This is a genomic window from Thiomonas sp. FB-6 (genome assembly GCF_000377645.1).
Classification (GTDB): domain Bacteria; phylum Pseudomonadota; class Gammaproteobacteria; order Burkholderiales; family Burkholderiaceae_C; genus Thiomonas_A.
Genome location: NZ_KB898492.1, coordinates 32,421 through 49,493 on the forward strand (window position 1 = coordinate 32,421; position 17,073 = coordinate 49,493).

A 17,073-nucleotide genomic window follows, 5' to 3' on the forward strand; every position below is an offset into this window, starting at 1 on the left:
GCGCGGCGCATGGCGCTGCGGGCCTGCGCCGCCTGGCTGGCCGGCGCGCTGGCGCCCTGCCGCGGCGACGCGGCCGTGCCGCGCCCTCCCGCCTGCGTGGACAGCGCGCTCGCCGCTGCGAGGCTGAGCGGCAGCGCGGAGTTGCGCTGGTGGGGGCTGGACATCTACCGCGCCTGGTTGTGGGTGGGTCCGCGGGGGCTGGACCCGGCGCATCTTGGAGCGCAGGCCTTCGCGCTGGAGCTGCGCTATGCGCGCAGCCTGCGCGGCGCGGACATCGCCGACAAGTCCGCCGAACTGATCGCGCGCCTGGGCCTGGGCAGCGCGGCGCAGCGCCAGGCCTGGCGCGAGCGCATGCGCGCGCTGTTCCCCGACGTGCGCGACGGCGACACGCTGGTGGGCCTGTACCTGCCCGACGCGCCGGGTGGCGCGCGCACCCGCTTCGTGTTCAACGGGCGCGCCATCGGCAGCATCGGCGGGCGGGACTTCGCCGAGGCCTTCTTCGCCATCTGGCTGTCGCCGCGCAGCAGCGAGCCGGCGCTGCGACAGGCCTTGCTGGCCGGCGTGGAGCGCTCGCGATGAAGGCCGTGGCGCGCGATGCGGGCGAGCCATCGGGCGAGCCATCGGGCGTGCAACTGGCGCGCTATGGCGCGCTGCAGTTCGCGTTGAGCTTCGTCGCGCTGCCGCTGTACGTGTTCCTGCCCGCCTATTACGGGGTCGAATACCGCGTGCCCCTGGGTCTGCTCGGGGCGCTGCTGCTGGGCACCCGTCTGGCCGACGCCCTGGTGGATCCGGCCCTCGGCCGCCTGGCCGATCGCATGCTCGCGCGCCGCCGCGCCTGGGGCCTCATCGCCGCGGCCAGCCTGGTTTCGCTGGCTGGCTTCGCCGTGCTGATGAGGCTTCCGGCCTGGTTGCCCTACGCGGCCGGCGGGGCCGGTTTCATCGCCGCCTTCGCCGCCGCCTTGTGGCTGGCGCAGGCCGGCGGCACGGCGGCCACGGTCGCCCACCAGGCCTGGGGCGCCGCGCTGGGGCAGGGCGAGGCGGCCCGCACGCGTGTGTTCGCCTGGCGCGAGTCCCTGGGGCTGGCAGGGGTGCTGGCGGCGGCAGCGGCGACCCAGCTGGGCGGCGCGAGCGTGTTCACACTGGGCTTCGCACTGAGCCTGGGCGCGGCGCTGGTGCTGCTGCGCGGCGTCGAGCTGCCGCGCCTGTTCGCGCCGCGAGCATCCGCATTCGCCTCCATCCCGGGCGGCCTGCGCGCCGTCGTCGAGCCGCTGCGCCACCGGGCCTTCCGCGGCCTGCTCGCCACCTTTGTCACCAGCGGCGTGGCCGCCTCGATCCCGGCCACGCTGGTGTTGTTCTTCGTGCGCGACCGCATCGGGGCGCCGCAGTGGGCCGGGGCCTACCTGTTGTTGTATTTCGCCGCCGCCGCCGCCGGCGTGCCCCTGTGGCTGCACGGGGTGCGGCGCTTCGGCGCGGCGCCGACCTGGCTGTTCGGCATCGCACTCACCGTCTGCAGCTTTGCCTGGGCGGCCGCCCTGCGGCCCGGGCAGAGCGAGGCCTACGCCGTGCTGTGCGCGGCCTGCGGCCTGGCGCTGGGCTCGGACCTCATCGTGCCTCCCGCGCTGCTGGCCGGACTGATCCGCAGCCTCGGCCACGGCGGCCGGCTCGAAGGCGCGTACTTCGGGCTGTGGAACCTGGCCGCCAAGTTCACGCTGGCGCTGGCCGCGGGCGTCGCGCTGCCCCTGCTCGGCGCCATGGGCTACCGCCCCGGCACCCCCGCGCAGGGCGCGCTTCCGGCGCTGGTGGTGGCCTATGCGCTGCTGCCCTGCGCGCTGAAGATCCTGTCGGGGTGGATGCTGTGGCGCGGGTGGATGCGTCCGGCCGCGAGCGACCCCGGTTTTCTGTTGGACTCGACGAGGAGAGAGGCATGATGATTCCCTGGTACAAGCCCCTGCGCCTGGCCGCGGGCACCCTGCTGGCCGCCGGCATGCTGGCCGGCTGCGCGAGCGTCACCCCGGCCGACTATCGGAGCGAGAAACCGGAACTGGCGCTGGAGCAGTATTTCAACGGCCCGCTCAGCGCCGACGGCGTCGTGTTCAACCGCTCGGGCAAGGTCATCAAGCGCTTCCACGTCGACATGGTGGGCGAGTGGAAGGGCGGCGAGGGCACGCTGACCGAGCATTTCCTGTACAGCGACGGCACCCGCTCCGAGCGGATCTGGCATCTGCGCCGCCTGCCCGGCGAGGGGCCGCAGCGGCGCTACGAGGGAAGCGCCGGCGACGTGGTGGGCACGGCCGCAGGCTATGCCGAGGGCAACGCCTTCCACTGGCAATACACGCTGGCGCTTCCGGTCGGCACGCACACCTACGACATGCACATGGACGACTGGATGTACCTGATGAACGAACAGGTGCTGCTCAACCGCACCGAGATGAGCAAGTTCGGCATACGGGTCGCCAGCATTTTCATCGCCTTTCACAAGCCCTGAGGGCCTGGCCCTGTCCGGAGTACCCATGGCCTGCAACCCCGCGATTCGCGACTGGGCCGCCCAGCGCGTGTGGATCGTCGGCGCCTCCAGCGGCATCGGCGCGGCGCTGGCGCGCGAGCTGATCGCCCGCGGCGCGCGCGTGGCCGTCTCGGCCCGCAGCGCCGCCGGGCTGGCGGCGGTGCGCGGCGCATGGGCGCTGCCGCTGGACGTGCGCGACGCGCAGGCCCTGGAGGCCGCGGCCGGGCAGCTGCGCGCGCAATTCGGGGGCCTCGACCTGGTCGTGTATTGCGCCGGCACCTACGCCCCCCAGCGCGCCACCCGCTTCGACCTGGATGCGGCGCTGGCCCACGACGAGATCAACTACCGCGGCGCGCTGCGATTCCTGAACGCGGTGCTGCCGCTGCTGCTCGAGCAGGGCAGCGGGCACCTGAGCCTGGTGTCCAGCGTGGCCGGCTGGCGCGGCCTGCCGCAGGCCCTGGCCTACGGGCCGACCAAGGCCGCGCTGATCAACCTGGCGCAGGTCCTGTACCTGGACCTGCGTCCCGCGGGCCTTGGCGTCAGCGTGGTCAATCCGGGCTTCGTCGAAACGCCCCTGACGTCGGGCAATGACTTCGCGATGCCCGGGCTGCTGCGCCCCGAACAGGCGGCCGCGCGCATGCTGCGCGGCTGGGAGCAGGGGCGCTTCGAGCTGCACTTCCCCCGCCGCTTCACGCTGTGGCTGCGGCTGCTGCGCTTGCTGCCCGACCGCCTGTACTTCCGCGCGGTGCGGCGTTTCACGGGAATGTGAGTGCGGGTTGGGGGGCCGGGCGGGCCTATAGTCGCCGTTGCGCCGGCGCACGGCGCGCCCTCCGACCGCTGACGAGACGCCCGATGCCCGCCTACCTGATCGCCGATACCCAGTTGACCGACCCCGAGGCCTACGAGGAATACAAGCGCAAGGCCAAGGCCCTGGCCGAGCAGCATGGCGGCGAATACATCGTGCGCGGAGGCGACATGGTGCTCGAGGAGTCCGAGCTGTGGAGCCCGGCGCGCCTGGTGGTCGTGCGCTTCCCCTCGATGGACAAGGCGCGCGGCTTCTACGAGTCCCCGGAGTACCAGCAGGTGCTGGGCATCAGCAGGCGCGCGGCGCGGCGCACCGTGGTGATCGTCGAGGGCGTGTGAGCCGGCCCCCGGCCCCCGAGGCCCGGTGACCGGACCCGCCTGTCGGAAATACGCGGCAGGCAGGGCACAGCGGCGGGGAGCGCTGATACCCTGCGCCTACACGGCACACGCAGCGTACGCGAGGCTGGCGGTCCCGCTCCAAGGGGACGGTCGCGCGCACGCGGGAAAACCCGACTTATGGCAACGCGGCCCCCAAGCGTAGAGTCGCATCCAGATCAGGATTGGAACGAACGATCGTTTCTTTTTTCGGGCGCTACTGCTTCTCCCACGGAGAAATGTCAATGAACAGGGGACTTACCTTCGCGGTTGCCGCAGGCGCCGCGCTGCTGATGGCCGGTTGCGGCGGCGGCAGCAATCCGAGCGCACCGACGCTGTCCACGGTGGCCAGCGTCAACGCGGCGAGCACCGCGCCGAGCGCGGGGCCCAGCAGCGGCTTCAACAATTTCGTCGTGTTCGGCGACAGCCTGTCGGACGACGGCGCCTACACGCTGGCCGCGGTCGGCGTCTACGCCTCGGTACCCTTCCTCGGCACCCTGCCGTACTCGGCCGGCGGGCAGTTCACCGTCAACGGCGCGAGCACCGGCAACTGGACCGGCGTGCTGGCGCAAAACCTGGGCCTGAGCCTCGCGCCCAACGTGGTCGGCTACACCACCAGCGGCGTCACCGCCTACCTCACCCCGACCGGCACCACCACCACGCTGTCGAGCGCCACCTGCGCCTTCAACACGGCGCCCTCCGGCAGCCCGAAGAACTGCACCGACTTCGCCCAGGGCGGCTCCATGGTGGCCAACTCTGACGGCATCGGCCACAGCACCGGCGCGCTGACCTACCCGGTGACCCAGCAGTTGCAGAACTACCTGGGTGAGTTCGGCTCCTTCAACAGCTCGCAGCTGGTCTCGGTGCTGGCCGGCAACAACGACATCTTCACCGCGCTCAGCGGGGTGCAGACCGCCGAGAGCCAGGGCGTGGCGCAGTCCACCGCGGTGGCGCAGGCGCAGGCGACGGTGGCCGTGGCCGCCGACCAGCTGGCCGGCGTGGTCAAGAGCATCCTCGGCAACGGCGGGCGCTACGTCGTGGTCTACACCTTGCCGGACTCCTCGCTCAGCCCCTTCGGCCAGAGCCTGGCCGGCGGCACCACCTGCGACAACAAGAACCCGCAGACCGCCTGTTACCTGCTGTCCAACCTGGTGCAGGTGTTCAACCAGCGCCTGCTGAACGACCTGCAGGGCCAGCCGGTGAAGATGATCGACGGCTTCGCGCTGCTCAACCAGGAGGTCGCCAGCCCCGCGAGCTTCGGCTTCACCAACGTGACCACGCCGTGGTGCGACCTGAGCCACGTGAACAACACCTCGCTGCTGTGCAATGTGAACACCCCCGCGACGGCCTATGGCGCGAGCACGTCGAACCTGGGAAGCTGGCTGTTCGCCGACGCCGTGCACCCGACGCCGGCGGGATACCAGGTCATCGCCAACGCCACCCTGGCGGAGCTGCGAAGCTTCGGCTGGGTGTCCTGAGGCCCGCATGGTCCCGTTCGCGCTCCCATCTTCCTGGAGACACCCCGCATGATCCGCCAACATTCTGAACGCGCCGGCGCGCGCGGTTCATTGCCGGGCCGGCGCACCGCCGCCGCCTCGCTGCTCGCCGCCGCCGCGGCCTTCGGGGGTGCCTGCGCCCATGCCGATACCCTCGGCGGAGCCGGCACCAACACCATCTACGCCGGCGTGGCCGCGCTGCAGAACCACGCCTCGCTGGGCGACCTGCACGGCCTGAACACGCCGCCCGGGCTGAACCTGGACATCGGCAACGCCACCACGCTGGGCCTGGGCCTGGTGCACAACTTCAGCGACCGCTGGAGCGTGGAACTGGCGCTGGGCGCGCCGCCCACCGTGCACACCGACGCCAAGGGCGCGAACTGGGCGTTGCTGGGTATCCCCCCGGGCACGCGCATCGCCGACGCGGACGTGCTGTCGCCGACCGTGTTCCTGAACTGGCACCCGATGAGCACCCGCTCGCGCTGGGACCCCTTCGTCGGCCTCGGCCTGAATTACACGCGCTTCGCCAACACCAAGGCGCTGACGCCCCTGACCAACGCGCTGGGCCCGACCGAGCTGAGCCTGTCGGACTCGTGGGGCCCGGCCGCGCACGTGGGCCTGAGCTACCACATCGACCAGCATTGGTCGCTGGTCGGCACGGTGGCCATCGCGGACGTCAAGAGCACGCTGACCGTGACCTCCTATTCGCCCGCGGCGGTCTCCCCGCGCATCGTGACCTCGCAGTCCAGCACGGACATCAACTTCCACCCGGTGATCTACACCCTGGCGGTGGGCTACAGCTTCTGATCCTCCGGATCAGGCCCCGGCGGACGCGATGGCGTCCAGCCGGCGCACGCTGGCGGCGTCCAGGCGCAAGCTCTCGGCCGCCAGGTTGTCGCGCAGATGCGCGGCGGAGGCCGTGCCTGGGATCAGCAGGATGTTGGGCGAGCGTTGCAACAGCCAGGCCAGCGCCACCTGCATCGGCGTGGCGCCGAGTTCCCCCGCGACTTCCGACAAGGTCGTCGACTGCAGCGGCGTGAAGCCCCCCAGCGGGAAATAGGGCACGTAGGCGATGCCGGCCCCGGCCAGCTCGTCGATCAGTGCATCGTCGTCTCGGTGGGCCAGGTTGTAGTGGTTCTGCACGCAGGCCAGATCGGTCATGGAGCGGGCCAGGCGCACCTGCGCGGGCGTGGCGTTGCTCAGGCCGATGTGACGCACCAGGCCTTCGCGGCGAAGCTGCTCCAGGGTTCCCAGCGGCTGCTCGATCGGCCCCTCGGCCGGGTCGTGCGTGTCGAACATCAGGCGCAGGTTGACCACCTCCAGGCGCTCCACGCCGAGGTTGCGCAGGTTGTCGTGGACCGCGCTGCGCAGTTCCTCCGCGGAAAAGGCCGGATTCCAGGAGCCTCCGAGCCCGCGGCGCGCGCCGATCTTGGTGACCAGGGTCAGCGACTGCGCGTAGGGATGCAAGGCTTCGCGGATCAGCTGGTTGGTGACGTGCGGGCCGTAGAAGTCGCTGGTGTCGATATGGTCCACGCCGGCCGCGACCGCCTCGCGCAGCAGGGCGATCGCCGCTTGCGGGTCCGCGGGCGGACCGTAGACAGCCGGGCCGGCCAGTTGCATGGCGCCGTAGCCCATGCGGCGCACCTCGCGGCTGCCCAGGCGGTAACGGAGGGAATCGGAATTCGGGGTCGATGGGTTCATGGTGAGGGTTCCAGGTTGAGCCTGGAGAAACTCTAGAAGCCATTTGCTTGTTCGACTAGCCGTACTACGATGCACGGCCTGTACGGAATGCCGAACAATGGAGCCCCGACTCGACGATCTCTCCGCATTCGCCGCGGTGGCACGCGCCGGCGGGTTCCGCGACGCCGCCCGCGCGCGCGGCACCAGCGCCTCCAGCCTGAGCGAGGCCGTGCGCAGGCTCGAGGCCCAGCTGGGGGTGCGGCTGTTGAACCGCAGCACCCGCAGCGTGGCGCCCACCGAGGCGGGGCGGCAGCTGCTGGGCCGCCTCGCACCCGCGCTGGAGCAGATCGGCAGCGCGCTGGAGCAGGCGCACGCCTCGCGCGACCGGCCTGCCGGCACGCTGCGACTCAACGTGCCGGTGGCCGCGGTGCGCCTGGTGCTGCCGCGCCTGCTGCCGGAGTTTCTCGCCGCCTATCCCCAGATCCGCCTGGAGATCCGCGCCGAGGATCGTTTCGTGGACATCCTGGCCGAGGGCTGCGACGCCGGCATCCGCTACGACGAGCGCCTGGAGCAGGACATGGTGGCCGTGCCCATCGGCCCGGCCCGCCAGCGTTTCGCGGCCGCGGCCTCGACGGCCTATCTGCGGCGCGCCGGGCGCCCCCGGCATCCGCGCGACCTGATGCGCCACGCCTGCCTGCGCGGGCGCTTTTCCAGCGGCGCCATGCCACCCTGGGAGTTCGCGCGCGACGGCGAGGTGCTGCGCCTGGATCCGCAGGGTCCGTTGCTCGTGGGCATCGGCGCCGCCACCGACCTGGCGGTGGACGCGGCGGTTTCGGGCGTGGGCATCGTGTATTTGTTCGAGGACTGGCTGGCCCCGTATTTCGAGCGCGGCGAGCTCGAGCCGGTGCTGCAGCCCTGGTGGCCGAGTTTCACCGGCCCCTTCCTGTACTACCCCGGCCAGCGCCAGCTGCCGCCCGCGCTGCGCGCCCTGGTCGACTTCGTCAAGACCCGGCGCTGGTAGCGTCGCCGCCGGGCTGCCGATAGCATGCGGGGCCCGAATCCAGTTGCCGCAGCCGCGAGCCCTTCCCATGCCAGGCCGAATCCTTGTTTCCCGCCGTGCCATTGCCGTCCCGATGCTGCTCGCCGCGCTGACGGCACCGCCAGCGCTGGCGCATCGCCGCGAGGGCGATGCCGGCGGAGTGGCGGACGCGCAGGGCCGCTACGGGGTCGTCTTTCCCGCCGCGAGTGCCGAGCCGAACCCCGAGCTCACGCCCGGCGCCCTGAACCCGCGGGTGACCCAGGCCAACATCCGCTCGAGCATCTGCGTCGCCGGGTTCACACGGGGCATCCGCCCGGCGGAGGGTTACACCGAACGGCTCAAGCGCGAGGGCATCCGCGCCTACGCCTACGCGGACCACCGCCTGCGCGACTACGAGGAGGATCACCTGATCAGCCTGGAACTCGGCGGCTCGCCCGACTCGCCGCGCAACCTGTGGCCCGAGCCGCACCACGTGATCGGCGGCTGGGGCAGCTACGCCAAGGACCGCCTGGAAAACCGCCTGCACCGCCTGGTGTGCGGCGGGCGCATCCCGCTGGCGCAGGCGCAGTACGACATCAGCCACGACTGGATCGCCGCCTACCGCAGGTACGTGGCGGAGCAGCCGCGGCCGCAGCGGGGGCACCGCTACGGCGACTGAGTGCCTGGGCTTAAAGGGAGGTTTCGTCGACGTCGACGAAACGCCCTCCCTGCAGCGGCGGCTCCGGCTCGCCGTCCGCGAGCGGGCCGGCGTGCTCCGTGGCGGAGTCCAGCGGCTTGAACCCGAGGACCCCGGCGGGATCGGCCTCCCAGTAGCTGCCGGGATTGTCCGAGACTCCGTAGGCCACGGTGTGGCCGACCCGCGGCGCCCGCAGCGCGCAGCCGACCAGGCGCACGAAGTCCCGGTGGCTCAGCCAGGTGCGCAGCATGCGCCGGTCGCGGGGGCGCTCGAAGCACGAGCCGATGCGCAGCCCCACCGATTCGACGCCGTACTTGTCCCAATACAACTGGGCCAGGTCCTCGCCGAAGGCCTTGGACAGGCCGTAGAAGGAGTCCGGCCGGTGCGGCATGTCGGGGCGGACCTTGTCCGAGGCCGCGTAGTAGCCGGTGACGTGGTTCGAGCTCGCGTAGACCACGCGGCGCATGCCCTGCAGGCGCGCGGCCTCGAACACGTGGAAACTGCCGCAGATGTTGGCCGACAGGACCGCGCCGAAAGGCGCGGTGGTGGAAATTCCTCCCAGGTGCACCACGGCCTCCACCCCCTGCAGCGCTCGAAGCGTGGCCTGCGCATCGGCGAGGTCGCAGCGCAGGAAGGTCTCGTTCGCATGCAGCAGCGCGGGCTCGCGCAGGTCGAGGCTGAGGGTGTCGATGCCCGCGCGCGCGAGCTCGGCGCGCAGCACCGTGCCCAGTGCGCCGGCAGCGCCGGTGACGGCCAGGCGTGCGTTCCATTCGAGTTCCATGGGCGCGCTCTCCGGTTCGCGGTTCCAGACAGAGCGGCATCCTAGCCCCGGCGGCGCCGCAAGCCCCCAAGGCCCGCCAGGGCGGCCCCCGAGCGCCGGAAGCCGGCCGGCACCGTCAGGCCGACAGCGTCAGGCCGACAGCGTCAGCCGCAGCCTTTGCTCGAAGGTCTCGCGGTCGAGCAGGTGCACGGCATCCAGCAAGGCCACCTGAAAACTGCCCAGGCCCCCGCCCGTCCCGAGGGTGCGCTCGGCCGCGCATTCGCCGGCCACGCCCAGCCAGGCCATGGCGGCCAGCGTGGCTCGCCACGGGTCCGGCTGCACCGCGGCGAAGGCGCCCACCAGGGCGCTGGCCGAGCAGCCCACGCCGGTCACCCGGCTCATCCACGGGTGGCCGTTGGAGAGCACGGCGTGGCGGCCGTCGGCGGCCACGACATGGTCGCGCGCGCCGGAAATGCACACCACGCCGCGCGTCAGCCCGGCCAGCTTGCATGCCGCGGGCAGGGCCTCGTCCGAGCCCGCCGCGCTGTCGACGCCGCGGGTTCCCGGCGCCTGTCCGGCCACGCTCATGATTTCCGAGGCGTTGCCGCGCACGATGTCGGGGTAGGCGTCGCCGAACAACTCGGCCACCGCGCGGTTGCGGTAGCTGGTGGCTCCGGCTCCCACCGGGTCCAGCACCACCGGCCTGCCGTGTGCGCGCGCGCCGCGCGCGGCCAGGCGCATCGCCCGCACCCAGGGCGGGGACAGGGTGCCGATATTCAGCACCAGCGCGCCGGCCAGCGCGGCCATCTCCTCGACTTCCTCCTCGGCGTGCGCCATGACCGGTGCGGCACCGAGCGCCAGCAGCATGTTCGCGCTGAACTGCATGACCACCAGGTTGGTCACGTTGTGCACCAGGGGAATGGCCTCGCGCACCGAGCAGGCGTCCTGCCAGAGTTCGGCGGCCCCGACCGGGGCGGCGGCGTGCCCGCTCACCGCGGGCCCCCCGCGCCGCCCAGCGGCCCGAGGGCGTCGAGGGTGTTTTTCAGCAGCAGCCCGAACTCGGTGTCGCCCTCCATCACCAGCGCCCGCTCGAAGAACAGGCGGTCGGCGTCGTCGTGGCCGCGCACCAGGCGCCACAGCGCCTGCGCGGCGCCGCGTATGCACAGTGCGGGAGCGCCCTGCGCCGGCCGGAAACCCCGCGCGTCCAGCAGCAGGCGCGCACGCAGCCCGAGGTCCCGCACCTCCAGCTCCACCACGCGCCCGCTCAGCGCCGCGCGCGTGGCCTGGTCCAGGCGCGGCAGCAGCACGCGGTCGAGCACCCGCGCCAGCACGACGGACGGGGGCTGCAGCGGCAGCGAGCGCACGAGGCCTCGCAGGCCGGGCGGTGCGCCCGCGGCCAGCCGTGCAAGCCCGAGCACGCAGGCGTCCAGCCAGCCCTGCGCGGGCTCGCTGCTCGAGGTTTCATGCAGGGTTCTGGTCGTCATGGAGCCCATCCGGGGAGTTCAGTCGATCGCGGAGGCCATGCCGGCGGCCCCCTTGGCGTAGCCGTCCACCAGCGGTCCCGGCAGATCCAGGCCGCGCAGGTGGCGTAGCGCATCGGCGGCATCGGCGCCGTCATTGCACACGGCATCGAAGCTGCGCAGCACCTCGAAAAAGCCCTGGCTGCACGGTGACAGACGCAGGCGTCCGACCCCGGCCGCGTGCAGTTCCGGCCACGGGCCCAGCACGGCGTGCAGGCCCGCCGACTGGATCTGCGTGCCGTTGATGCACAGGAAGGCCTGGCCCTCGGTGCTGTCCAGGCGCAGGCCGTCCGCGTCGTCGCGACAGCGGAACTCGCAGGCGTCCTTGCGCAGGCGATGGTGCCGGGCCGTGAAGCAGCGCGCCGACAGCGCCAACGGCAGGCGCCCGAATCCCCAGGCCTCGGTGGCGATCTCGCCGTGGGGGCCGCGCACCCGCGCATGCTGCGGGTTGACACGACCGATGGCGGTCGCTGCGAGCTCGACCGGTGCCACCCAGCGCACGGCGCCCAGGGCGGCGTGCTCGCGCAGCGCGTCGCCGTTGTAGATGTTCAGGTGCGGGCCGATGACAAAGCGCGGCAGGCGGCCGCGCTGCTCCCCGGCCTGCTCCAGCGCCTGCAGCGCCGAGGCATCGCCGGCTTCCAGCAGGAATTCCTCCTGCCCCGCGAGTTCGCGCACCGCGCGCCATTCGGCCTCGCTGCTCAGCAGGGGCAGCGTGGCCAGCACCACCTCCTTGCCGCTGTCGCGCAGTTCGCGCGCCAGCGCGAGCCAGTCGCCCGGCTTCATCTCGGTGCGGCGGGAGCACACGGTCTCGCCCAGCACCACGCAGTGCGCGGCGCTGTCGGCGACCTCGGCGTAGAAGGCCAGCAGGGCCGGGCGTGGCCACCAGTAGGGCAGCGCGCCGACGGTGAACTCGGTGCGGCTCGCGGCCGCGCCGGAATCGATGGTCATGGGGGTCTGCGAAGGTGCGAGCTGCATGGTGTCAGCGCCAGGGCCTGTCGTAGGCGCCCAGCGTGTGTTGCTGGCCTTCGGCCCAGCGCGCCAGCCGCGCGCTCCAGTCCGCCTGCGGCGCGTAAGGCTCGGAGGAGGCGGCCAGGTCGATCGCCGCGCGCCACACCCGCGTGACCTCGGCGACGTAGGCCGGGCTGCGCTGCCGGCCTTCGATTTTCACCGCCTTCACGCCGGCCTCGATGAGCCGCGGCAGGATGTCCAGGGTGTTCAGGCTCGTGGGCTCCTCCAGCGCGTAGTCGCGCTGGCCCTCGACCAGGAAGCGGCCCTTGCACAGGGTCGGGTAGCCGCGCGGCTCGGTGGGGCCGTAGCGGTCGATCAGCACCTCGTTGAGCCGTGCCTCCACCGTGCCGTCGCGCTCCGTCCAGCGCACCGCCGCCGGCGGAGAGCACACGCCGGCGTTGTTGGGCGACGAACCGGTCGCATAGGAGGACAGCGCGCAGCGGCCCTCGACCATCACGCACAGGCTGCCGAAGCCGAACACCTCGATGTCCACCGAGGTGTTGCGGATCACGTGGGCCACCTGCGACAGGGTCAGCACCCGCGGCAGCACGGCGCGCTGGATTCCGTAATGCCGGCGGTAGAACTCGATGGCCGCGTGGGTCGTGGCCGAGGCCTGTACCGACAGGTGCAACCGCAGGCCCGGATGGTTGCGGCTGGCGTGCGCCAGCACCGCGGTGTCGGCGACGATCAGCGCGTCGGCGCCCAGTTCCGCCGCGCGGTCCACCGCGCGCAGCCACGGGCCGGCGTCGCCCGCATCGGCGAAGGTGTTCAGCGCCATCAGCACCTTCGCGCCCTGCGCGTGGGCCTGCTCCACGCCTGCCCGCACCTGCGCATCGTCGAAGTTCAGGCCGGCGAAATTGCGGGCGTTGGTGGCATCGCGCAGGCCCAGGTACACGGCGTCGGCTCCGGCCTCCAGCGCCATCTGCAAGGCGCGCAGCGAGCCGGCAGGACAGACCAGTTCGGGGGCAGCACGCATGGGCGGGGTCCCGGTTGGCGTGGAGAGGGCAGAGGAGGTGGGCGCAACGCGTGGGGAGTGGGACATCGCCAGGAAGTGAGGGGCGAGCCGGGGCCGCGCCTTGGCCGAGGACATGCGGCTGCGAGCGCGCCCGGCTGTTCGGGCATCGGGCCATTGTCGGCGCCGGTTCGGCATGCTCGTCTTGACCGGAGTCAAGCAGGGCCCAGGCACGCCGATGCGCAGGGCCCGCGGCCGCGCCGCACCGCGGATCCGAGGGCGGACAGCAGACCCCGCCTCAGGCGGCCGATGCTGCGAGAATCGGAGGCTCCATTCCGAGGAGACCGGGTCATGCGGCCATCCGTGCCGATCAGCGAGGGAGTGCATGTGCGGCGGGGGGCCGGAGACCTGGACTATCTGCACGTCGGCGCCGCCTCGGGCAGCGCGGTGCTGTGCCTGCAGGGAGCCCAGCTGCTGGAGTACCGCAGCGCGCGCAGCGCGGCGCCGCTGCTATGGGTGTCGGAAGCGGCCGAGTATCGCCAGGGCCGGCCGCTGCGCGGGGGCATCCCCATCTGTTGGCCCTGGTTCGGGCCGCACCCGGACGATGCCTCGGCGCCGTCCCACGGCTACGCCCGCATCACGCCGTGGACCCTGCACGCCAGCGAACGCGTGGGCGATGCCGTGGCGCTGGAGTTGCGCATGGCCGCGCCCGACGCAGGCCTGCGGCCGTGGCGCGCCGAGCTGGAGTTGCGGGTGGAGGTCGGCGAATCCCTGCGGCTGCTGCTGCGCACCCGCAACCTGGAAGCGCGCCCGATGCGCACGAGCGAGGCGCTGCACGCCTACCTGCAGGTGGGCGACGTACGCCGGGTGCGCCTGCAGGGGCTGGACGGAGCCGCCTTCGTGGACAAGCTCGACGCCATGCGCGGCGGGGTGCATCACGGCGAGTTGCACTTCGACGGGCCCGTGGACCGCATGTTCGTGGGCACCACCTCGGCCTGCGTGGTGGAGGACCCCGTGCTGCGCCGGAGCATCCGCGTCAGCAAGCAGGGCTCGGCCAGCACCGTGGTGTGGAACCCCTGGCAGGACGCAGCCGCCGGCATGCGCGACATGCGCGGTGACGGCTGGGGGCGCATGCTGTGCGTGGAAGCCGGCAACGTCGAACGCGACCAGCTGATGCTGGCGCCAGGCGCCGAGCACGTGCTCGGCACCCGCTACGAGCTGCTGGACGCCTGAACGGGTCGCGCGCCGGGCCGGTGCGGGCGCGGCCCGGGCTTCAGGAGGCCTGCGCCGGCGGCAGCTCGGAGGCCGCGCGCTCGCGCAGGCCGCGGATGGTCGGGGCCTCGCCACGCACGCGGAACCTGGCGCCGGCCTCGTCCGCGCTCTCCTCCAGCACCTCGCAGTGGGCGTAGATCTCGCGGCGCAATTGCTGGGCCGACCAGGGCACGAGCAACTCGGCCTCCACCAGGTCCTTCTGGAAAAAGCTCACGATGACCGAGTGGAGCTTCGCCACGTCGTCGGCGCGGCGCGCGCTCATCACGATGCAGCCGGGGAAGCTGGCGCGCAGTTCAGCCTCGACCTCCTGCTGGCGCTGCGCGTCGCCTACCTGATCGAACTTGTTGAACACGCGGATGCGCGGCACCTCCTGCGCGCCGATCTCGGCCAGCACCTCGTCGGTGACCTGGCGCTGGCGGTCGAAGCCGGGATCGCTGGCGTCGATCACGTGCAGCAGCAGCGAGGCGTCCAGCGCCTCGTCCAGCGTGGACTTGAAGGACTCCACCAGACCGTGGGGAAGGTTCTTGATGAAGCCCACGGTGTCGCTGACCAGCACGCGCGGCACGCTCTCCGGGTGAAGCACGCGCACGGTGGTGTCCAGGGTGGCGAACAGCTTGTTGGCCACCAGCACCTCGCTGCCGGTGAGCGCGCGCATCAGCGTGGACTTGCCCGCGTTGGTGTAGCCCACCAGCGCCACGCTGGCCACGCCCTGGCCCTGCTGGCGCCGCGCGCGCTGGGTCTGGCGCTCGGTGCCCATGGCGTCGATTTCCATCTGCAGCTCGGCGATGCGGTCGCGGATCTTGCGCCGGTCCAGCTCGGTGTGGGATTCGCCGGCCCCGCGCCCTCCGGTGCCGCTGCGCTGGCGCCCCTGCGGCCCGGCCAGCTTGGCCGCTTCCCGCAGGCGCGGCGCCATGTAGCCCAGGCGCGCGATTTCCACCTGCGCGCGCGCAGCGCGCGAGCGCGCGTGGCGGTGGAAGATCTCCAGGATCACCATGGTGCGGTCCATCACCTCGCAACCCACGGCCTTTTCCAGGTTGCGCGCCTGGGACGGCGAGATCTCGTGGTCGATCAGCAGCACCTGGATGCCGTCGAGTTCCGGGTTCGTCGCATGCCCCGGCCGTTCGTCGCGCGCGGCGCCGGCCTGGCTTTCGACGTATTCACGCACTTCCTCGCGCTTGCCGGTACCCAGGTAGGCCGTGGTGTCGAAGTTGGCCCGTTTCTGGGTGAAGGTCTGCACCACCCGATAGCCCAGGGTCTTGGCCAGTTCCCGCAATTCCGCGAGCGAGGATTCGAAGTCCCCGTCGCTCACGTCCGGCAGCTGCACTGCGGCCACGACGGCGTCAAGGGGTTTGTCCTGGGAGTCTGGCTGCATGGGCTGCGGGGGTACCGGGTGTTGCGGGCGAAGCCTCGCATGCTACGCCCGGGCGCGCCCGCGTGGGCGCCGGCCGGGCCTCAGCCCGCGGACCCAGGCGGCTGCTCGGCCGGCAGGTAGGCGAAGCGCGGATCCTCGGGCGTGCCCTCGAGCGCGCTGCCCGGCTGTCCGCGCGGGCGCCAGGTCAGCAGCTGCTCGATTCTGGCGGCCAACTCGAAGTCCTTGTCGGTCACGCCGTCCGCGCTGTGGGTGCTCAGGCGCACCACCAGGTGGTCGTAGCCCACCGAGAGCTCCGGATGGTGCCATGCCGCCTCGGCCAGGTGCGCGACGGCGCCCACCGCCAGCACGCTGGCCTTCCAGCCGGCGGTGCGGTAGCGGCGCTGGATGCCGTCGCCGTCGCGCGACCAGCGCGGCAACTCGGCCCGCAGCCGTGCGTCGACGGCTTGCGCGTCATACACCCGTTCGCGCGGGGCGCTCGCGGAACGCTCGGGCATTGCGTTCTCCTGGGGGTTGAGAGTCCTAGTGGATCTTGGCTCGAATTCTGCCGCGTCGGCGTGTCCGCTCGCAAGAGATGGCGCTGCCGCAAGGCTGGTTGTCGTCGGCACGAAAGCGCAGCCGCTGTGATCGCCGACCCGAATCAAGCATTTGTTGGATGTGAAAGGGAAGCGACAGGGCCTGGAGACGGCGAACTTACTCAACCGCCAAGAGTCGAACGGCAATTCGTCGAATTGGATTCATCGCATGGTTCACGATATCGCAGTCATCGGAGCGGGCGCAACCGCTGTCAGCCTGTTGTTATCCCTGAGAGATGAGGCAAGGGCGGCATTCCTGAGCTATCTGTAGCAGCGCGGGCGGGCGGGGGACCTTCCCCTGCAGGACCTCCTCCTGTCAACGCGCCCGTACATGCACCGGCTGTGGCGGGTGTTGCCAGCGGATGATCAACTGCGCTTCGTCCGAGTATGGTGCACGCTATGGAGCGTTTGGCGCCACCCAGTCCCGATCGGACTCTATGAGCAACTCCACGATGCAGTGCGTGAGGGCATCGTTCATTTCCATCGGATGGATCAGCCCCCGGTGCATCGGGATGGTCAATTTCAGATGCGCACGGAACAGGATCGCACAGTTCACGGCTCTATTCTTGTGGACGCCACCGGTTGGGGTGCATGCACAGACTCCATCGCTGTGTTGCGGGCGCTTCGCAGCCGCCGATTGATCGAGATTCATCCCTGCGGCGGCATTCATGTGGATCCGGTGGGCATGCGGTGCATGGTCGGATCACGACCTCTTCCGGGTCTTTTCGCGATCGGTCCGATTGCCAGGGGCGTGCTGTTTTGGTAATGTCCCGCCGAGTGGTGTAAGTCTTTGGTGCGGTGAGCTGCGAAGGGCGTAGCCCGGAGCAGCTCACCGCGCGCCGGTCGTCCCTGGAGATGGGGGTGGCCATCGTGAAGTCCGGATAAGGTTGAGGTGCGACCCACCAATCCTTGTCTGAAGGAAACCACGATGACCAACGCCACTATCGCATTGACCGAGCTCGCTGAGAAGGGGGCCGATGTCGACGTGCTGCGCCAGATGGTGCAGTTCATGGCCCAGCGCCTCATGGAGATCGACGTGGAGGG

General features: G+C 71.5%; 19 protein-coding genes. 10 read left to right on the plus strand and 9 right to left on the minus strand.

Annotated features, from left to right (window positions below; genetic code table 11):
- Positions 1-9: 9 nt before the first annotated feature.
- The 7 genes from D466_RS0114430 (at position 10) to D466_RS0114460 (ending at position 5,985) form a co-directional block, all read left to right on the plus strand.
- Positions 10-579, plus strand: coding sequence for a chalcone isomerase family protein (locus D466_RS0114430; RefSeq protein WP_018914418.1), 570 nt, complete (start codon positions 10-12; stop codon positions 577-579).
- On the plus strand, positions 576-1,928 hold the full coding sequence (locus D466_RS0114435) for an MFS transporter (RefSeq protein WP_018914419.1): 1,353 nt from the start codon (positions 576-578) through the stop codon (positions 1,926-1,928). The genes D466_RS0114430 and D466_RS0114435 overlap by 4 nt, the downstream gene beginning before the upstream one ends.
- Complete coding sequence (locus tag D466_RS0114440; RefSeq protein WP_018914420.1) at positions 1,925-2,485, plus strand: DUF3833 domain-containing protein; 561 nt, start codon at positions 1,925-1,927, stop codon at positions 2,483-2,485. Before D466_RS0114435 ends, D466_RS0114440 begins: the two co-directional genes overlap by 4 nt.
- A 25-nt stretch (positions 2,486-2,510) precedes the next feature.
- On the plus strand, positions 2,511-3,272 hold the full coding sequence (locus tag D466_RS0114445) for an SDR family oxidoreductase (protein ID WP_018914421.1): 762 nt from the start codon (positions 2,511-2,513) through the stop codon (positions 3,270-3,272).
- A gap of 83 nt (positions 3,273-3,355) precedes the next feature.
- Positions 3,356-3,646, plus strand: coding sequence for a DUF1330 domain-containing protein (locus D466_RS0114450; protein ID WP_018914422.1), 291 nt, complete (start codon positions 3,356-3,358; stop codon positions 3,644-3,646).
- Positions 3,647-3,927: 281 nt separating this feature from the next.
- On the plus strand, positions 3,928-5,160 hold the full coding sequence (locus tag D466_RS0114455; protein WP_018914423.1) for an SGNH/GDSL hydrolase family protein: 1,233 nt from the start codon (positions 3,928-3,930) through the stop codon (positions 5,158-5,160).
- A gap of 48 nt (positions 5,161-5,208) precedes the next feature.
- A complete protein-coding gene (locus D466_RS0114460; protein ID WP_018914424.1) occupies positions 5,209-5,985 on the plus strand; it encodes an OmpW family protein in 777 nt (258 codons plus the stop codon).
- A gap of 9 nt (positions 5,986-5,994) precedes the next feature.
- On the opposite strand, the gene D466_RS0114465 is transcribed toward D466_RS0114460, so the two are convergent.
- Entirely contained in the window at positions 5,995-6,879 is an 885-nt protein-coding gene (locus D466_RS0114465) for an aldo/keto reductase family oxidoreductase (RefSeq protein ID WP_018914425.1), read from the minus strand.
- Positions 6,880-6,976: 97 nt separating this feature from the next.
- Between D466_RS0114465 and D466_RS0114470 the strand changes: the two genes are divergently transcribed.
- Together D466_RS0114470 and D466_RS22910 are read left to right on the plus strand one after the other, a co-directional pair.
- The gene (locus D466_RS0114470; RefSeq protein WP_018914426.1) at positions 6,977-7,879 is read left to right on the plus strand and encodes a LysR family transcriptional regulator; all 903 of its coding nucleotides are present in this window, start codon (positions 6,977-6,979) and stop codon (positions 7,877-7,879) included.
- A gap of 67 nt (positions 7,880-7,946) precedes the next feature.
- A complete protein-coding gene (locus D466_RS22910; RefSeq protein WP_196803489.1) occupies positions 7,947-8,555 on the plus strand; it encodes a hypothetical protein in 609 nt (202 codons plus the stop codon).
- A 10-nt stretch (positions 8,556-8,565) separates the two neighbouring features.
- Here D466_RS22910 and D466_RS0114480 read toward each other — a convergent pair whose 3' ends face one another.
- The 5 genes from D466_RS0114480 to D466_RS0114500 all read right to left on the minus strand — a co-directional run bounded on the left by D466_RS0114480 (position 8,566) and on the right by D466_RS0114500 (position 12,837).
- Positions 8,566-9,354 (minus strand): NAD(P)-dependent oxidoreductase, encoded by a 789-nt coding sequence (locus tag D466_RS0114480; protein ID WP_018914428.1) that lies wholly within the window; start codon positions 9,352-9,354, stop codon positions 8,566-8,568.
- 129 nt (positions 9,355-9,483) lie between these two features.
- Positions 9,484-10,326: a hydroxyethylthiazole kinase gene (gene thiM, locus D466_RS0114485; protein WP_018914429.1), complete on the minus strand. Its 843-nt coding sequence runs from the start codon at positions 10,324-10,326 to the stop codon at positions 9,484-9,486.
- Entirely contained in the window at positions 10,323-10,817 is a 495-nt protein-coding gene (locus D466_RS0114490; protein ID WP_156004332.1) for an SCP2 domain-containing protein, read from the minus strand. The genes thiM and D466_RS0114490 overlap by 4 nt, the downstream gene beginning before the upstream one ends.
- An 18-nt stretch (positions 10,818-10,835) precedes the next feature.
- Positions 10,836-11,801, minus strand: coding sequence for a U32 family peptidase (locus tag D466_RS0114495; RefSeq protein WP_018914431.1), 966 nt, complete (start codon positions 11,799-11,801; stop codon positions 10,836-10,838).
- Between the two features lie 31 nt (positions 11,802-11,832).
- Positions 11,833-12,837, minus strand: a complete 1,005-nt coding sequence (locus tag D466_RS0114500; RefSeq protein WP_026285306.1) for a peptidase U32 family protein — start codon at positions 12,835-12,837, stop codon at positions 11,833-11,835.
- Between the two features lie 327 nt (positions 12,838-13,164).
- On the opposite strand from D466_RS0114500, the gene D466_RS21880 reads away from it, so the two are divergent.
- The gene (locus tag D466_RS21880) at positions 13,165-14,046 is read left to right on the plus strand and encodes a D-hexose-6-phosphate mutarotase (RefSeq protein ID WP_018914433.1); all 882 of its coding nucleotides are present in this window, start codon (positions 13,165-13,167) and stop codon (positions 14,044-14,046) included.
- A gap of 40 nt (positions 14,047-14,086) precedes the next feature.
- On the opposite strand, the gene hflX is transcribed toward D466_RS21880, so the two are convergent.
- The 3 genes from hflX to D466_RS24055 form a co-directional block, all read right to left on the minus strand.
- On the minus strand, positions 14,087-15,457 hold the full coding sequence (gene hflX, locus D466_RS0114510) for a GTPase HflX (protein ID WP_026285307.1): 1,371 nt from the start codon (positions 15,455-15,457) through the stop codon (positions 14,087-14,089).
- Positions 15,458-15,537: 80 nt separating this feature from the next.
- Positions 15,538-15,951 carry a 4a-hydroxytetrahydrobiopterin dehydratase gene (locus tag D466_RS0114515; protein ID WP_018914435.1) on the minus strand — a complete coding sequence of 138 codons (414 nt, stop codon included), beginning with the start codon at positions 15,949-15,951 and terminating at the stop codon, positions 15,538-15,540.
- Positions 15,952-16,426: 475 nt separating this feature from the next.
- Positions 16,427-16,699: a hypothetical protein gene (locus D466_RS24055; protein ID WP_156004334.1), complete on the minus strand. Its 273-nt coding sequence runs from the start codon at positions 16,697-16,699 to the stop codon at positions 16,427-16,429.
- Positions 16,700-17,073: the final 374 nt, after the last annotated feature.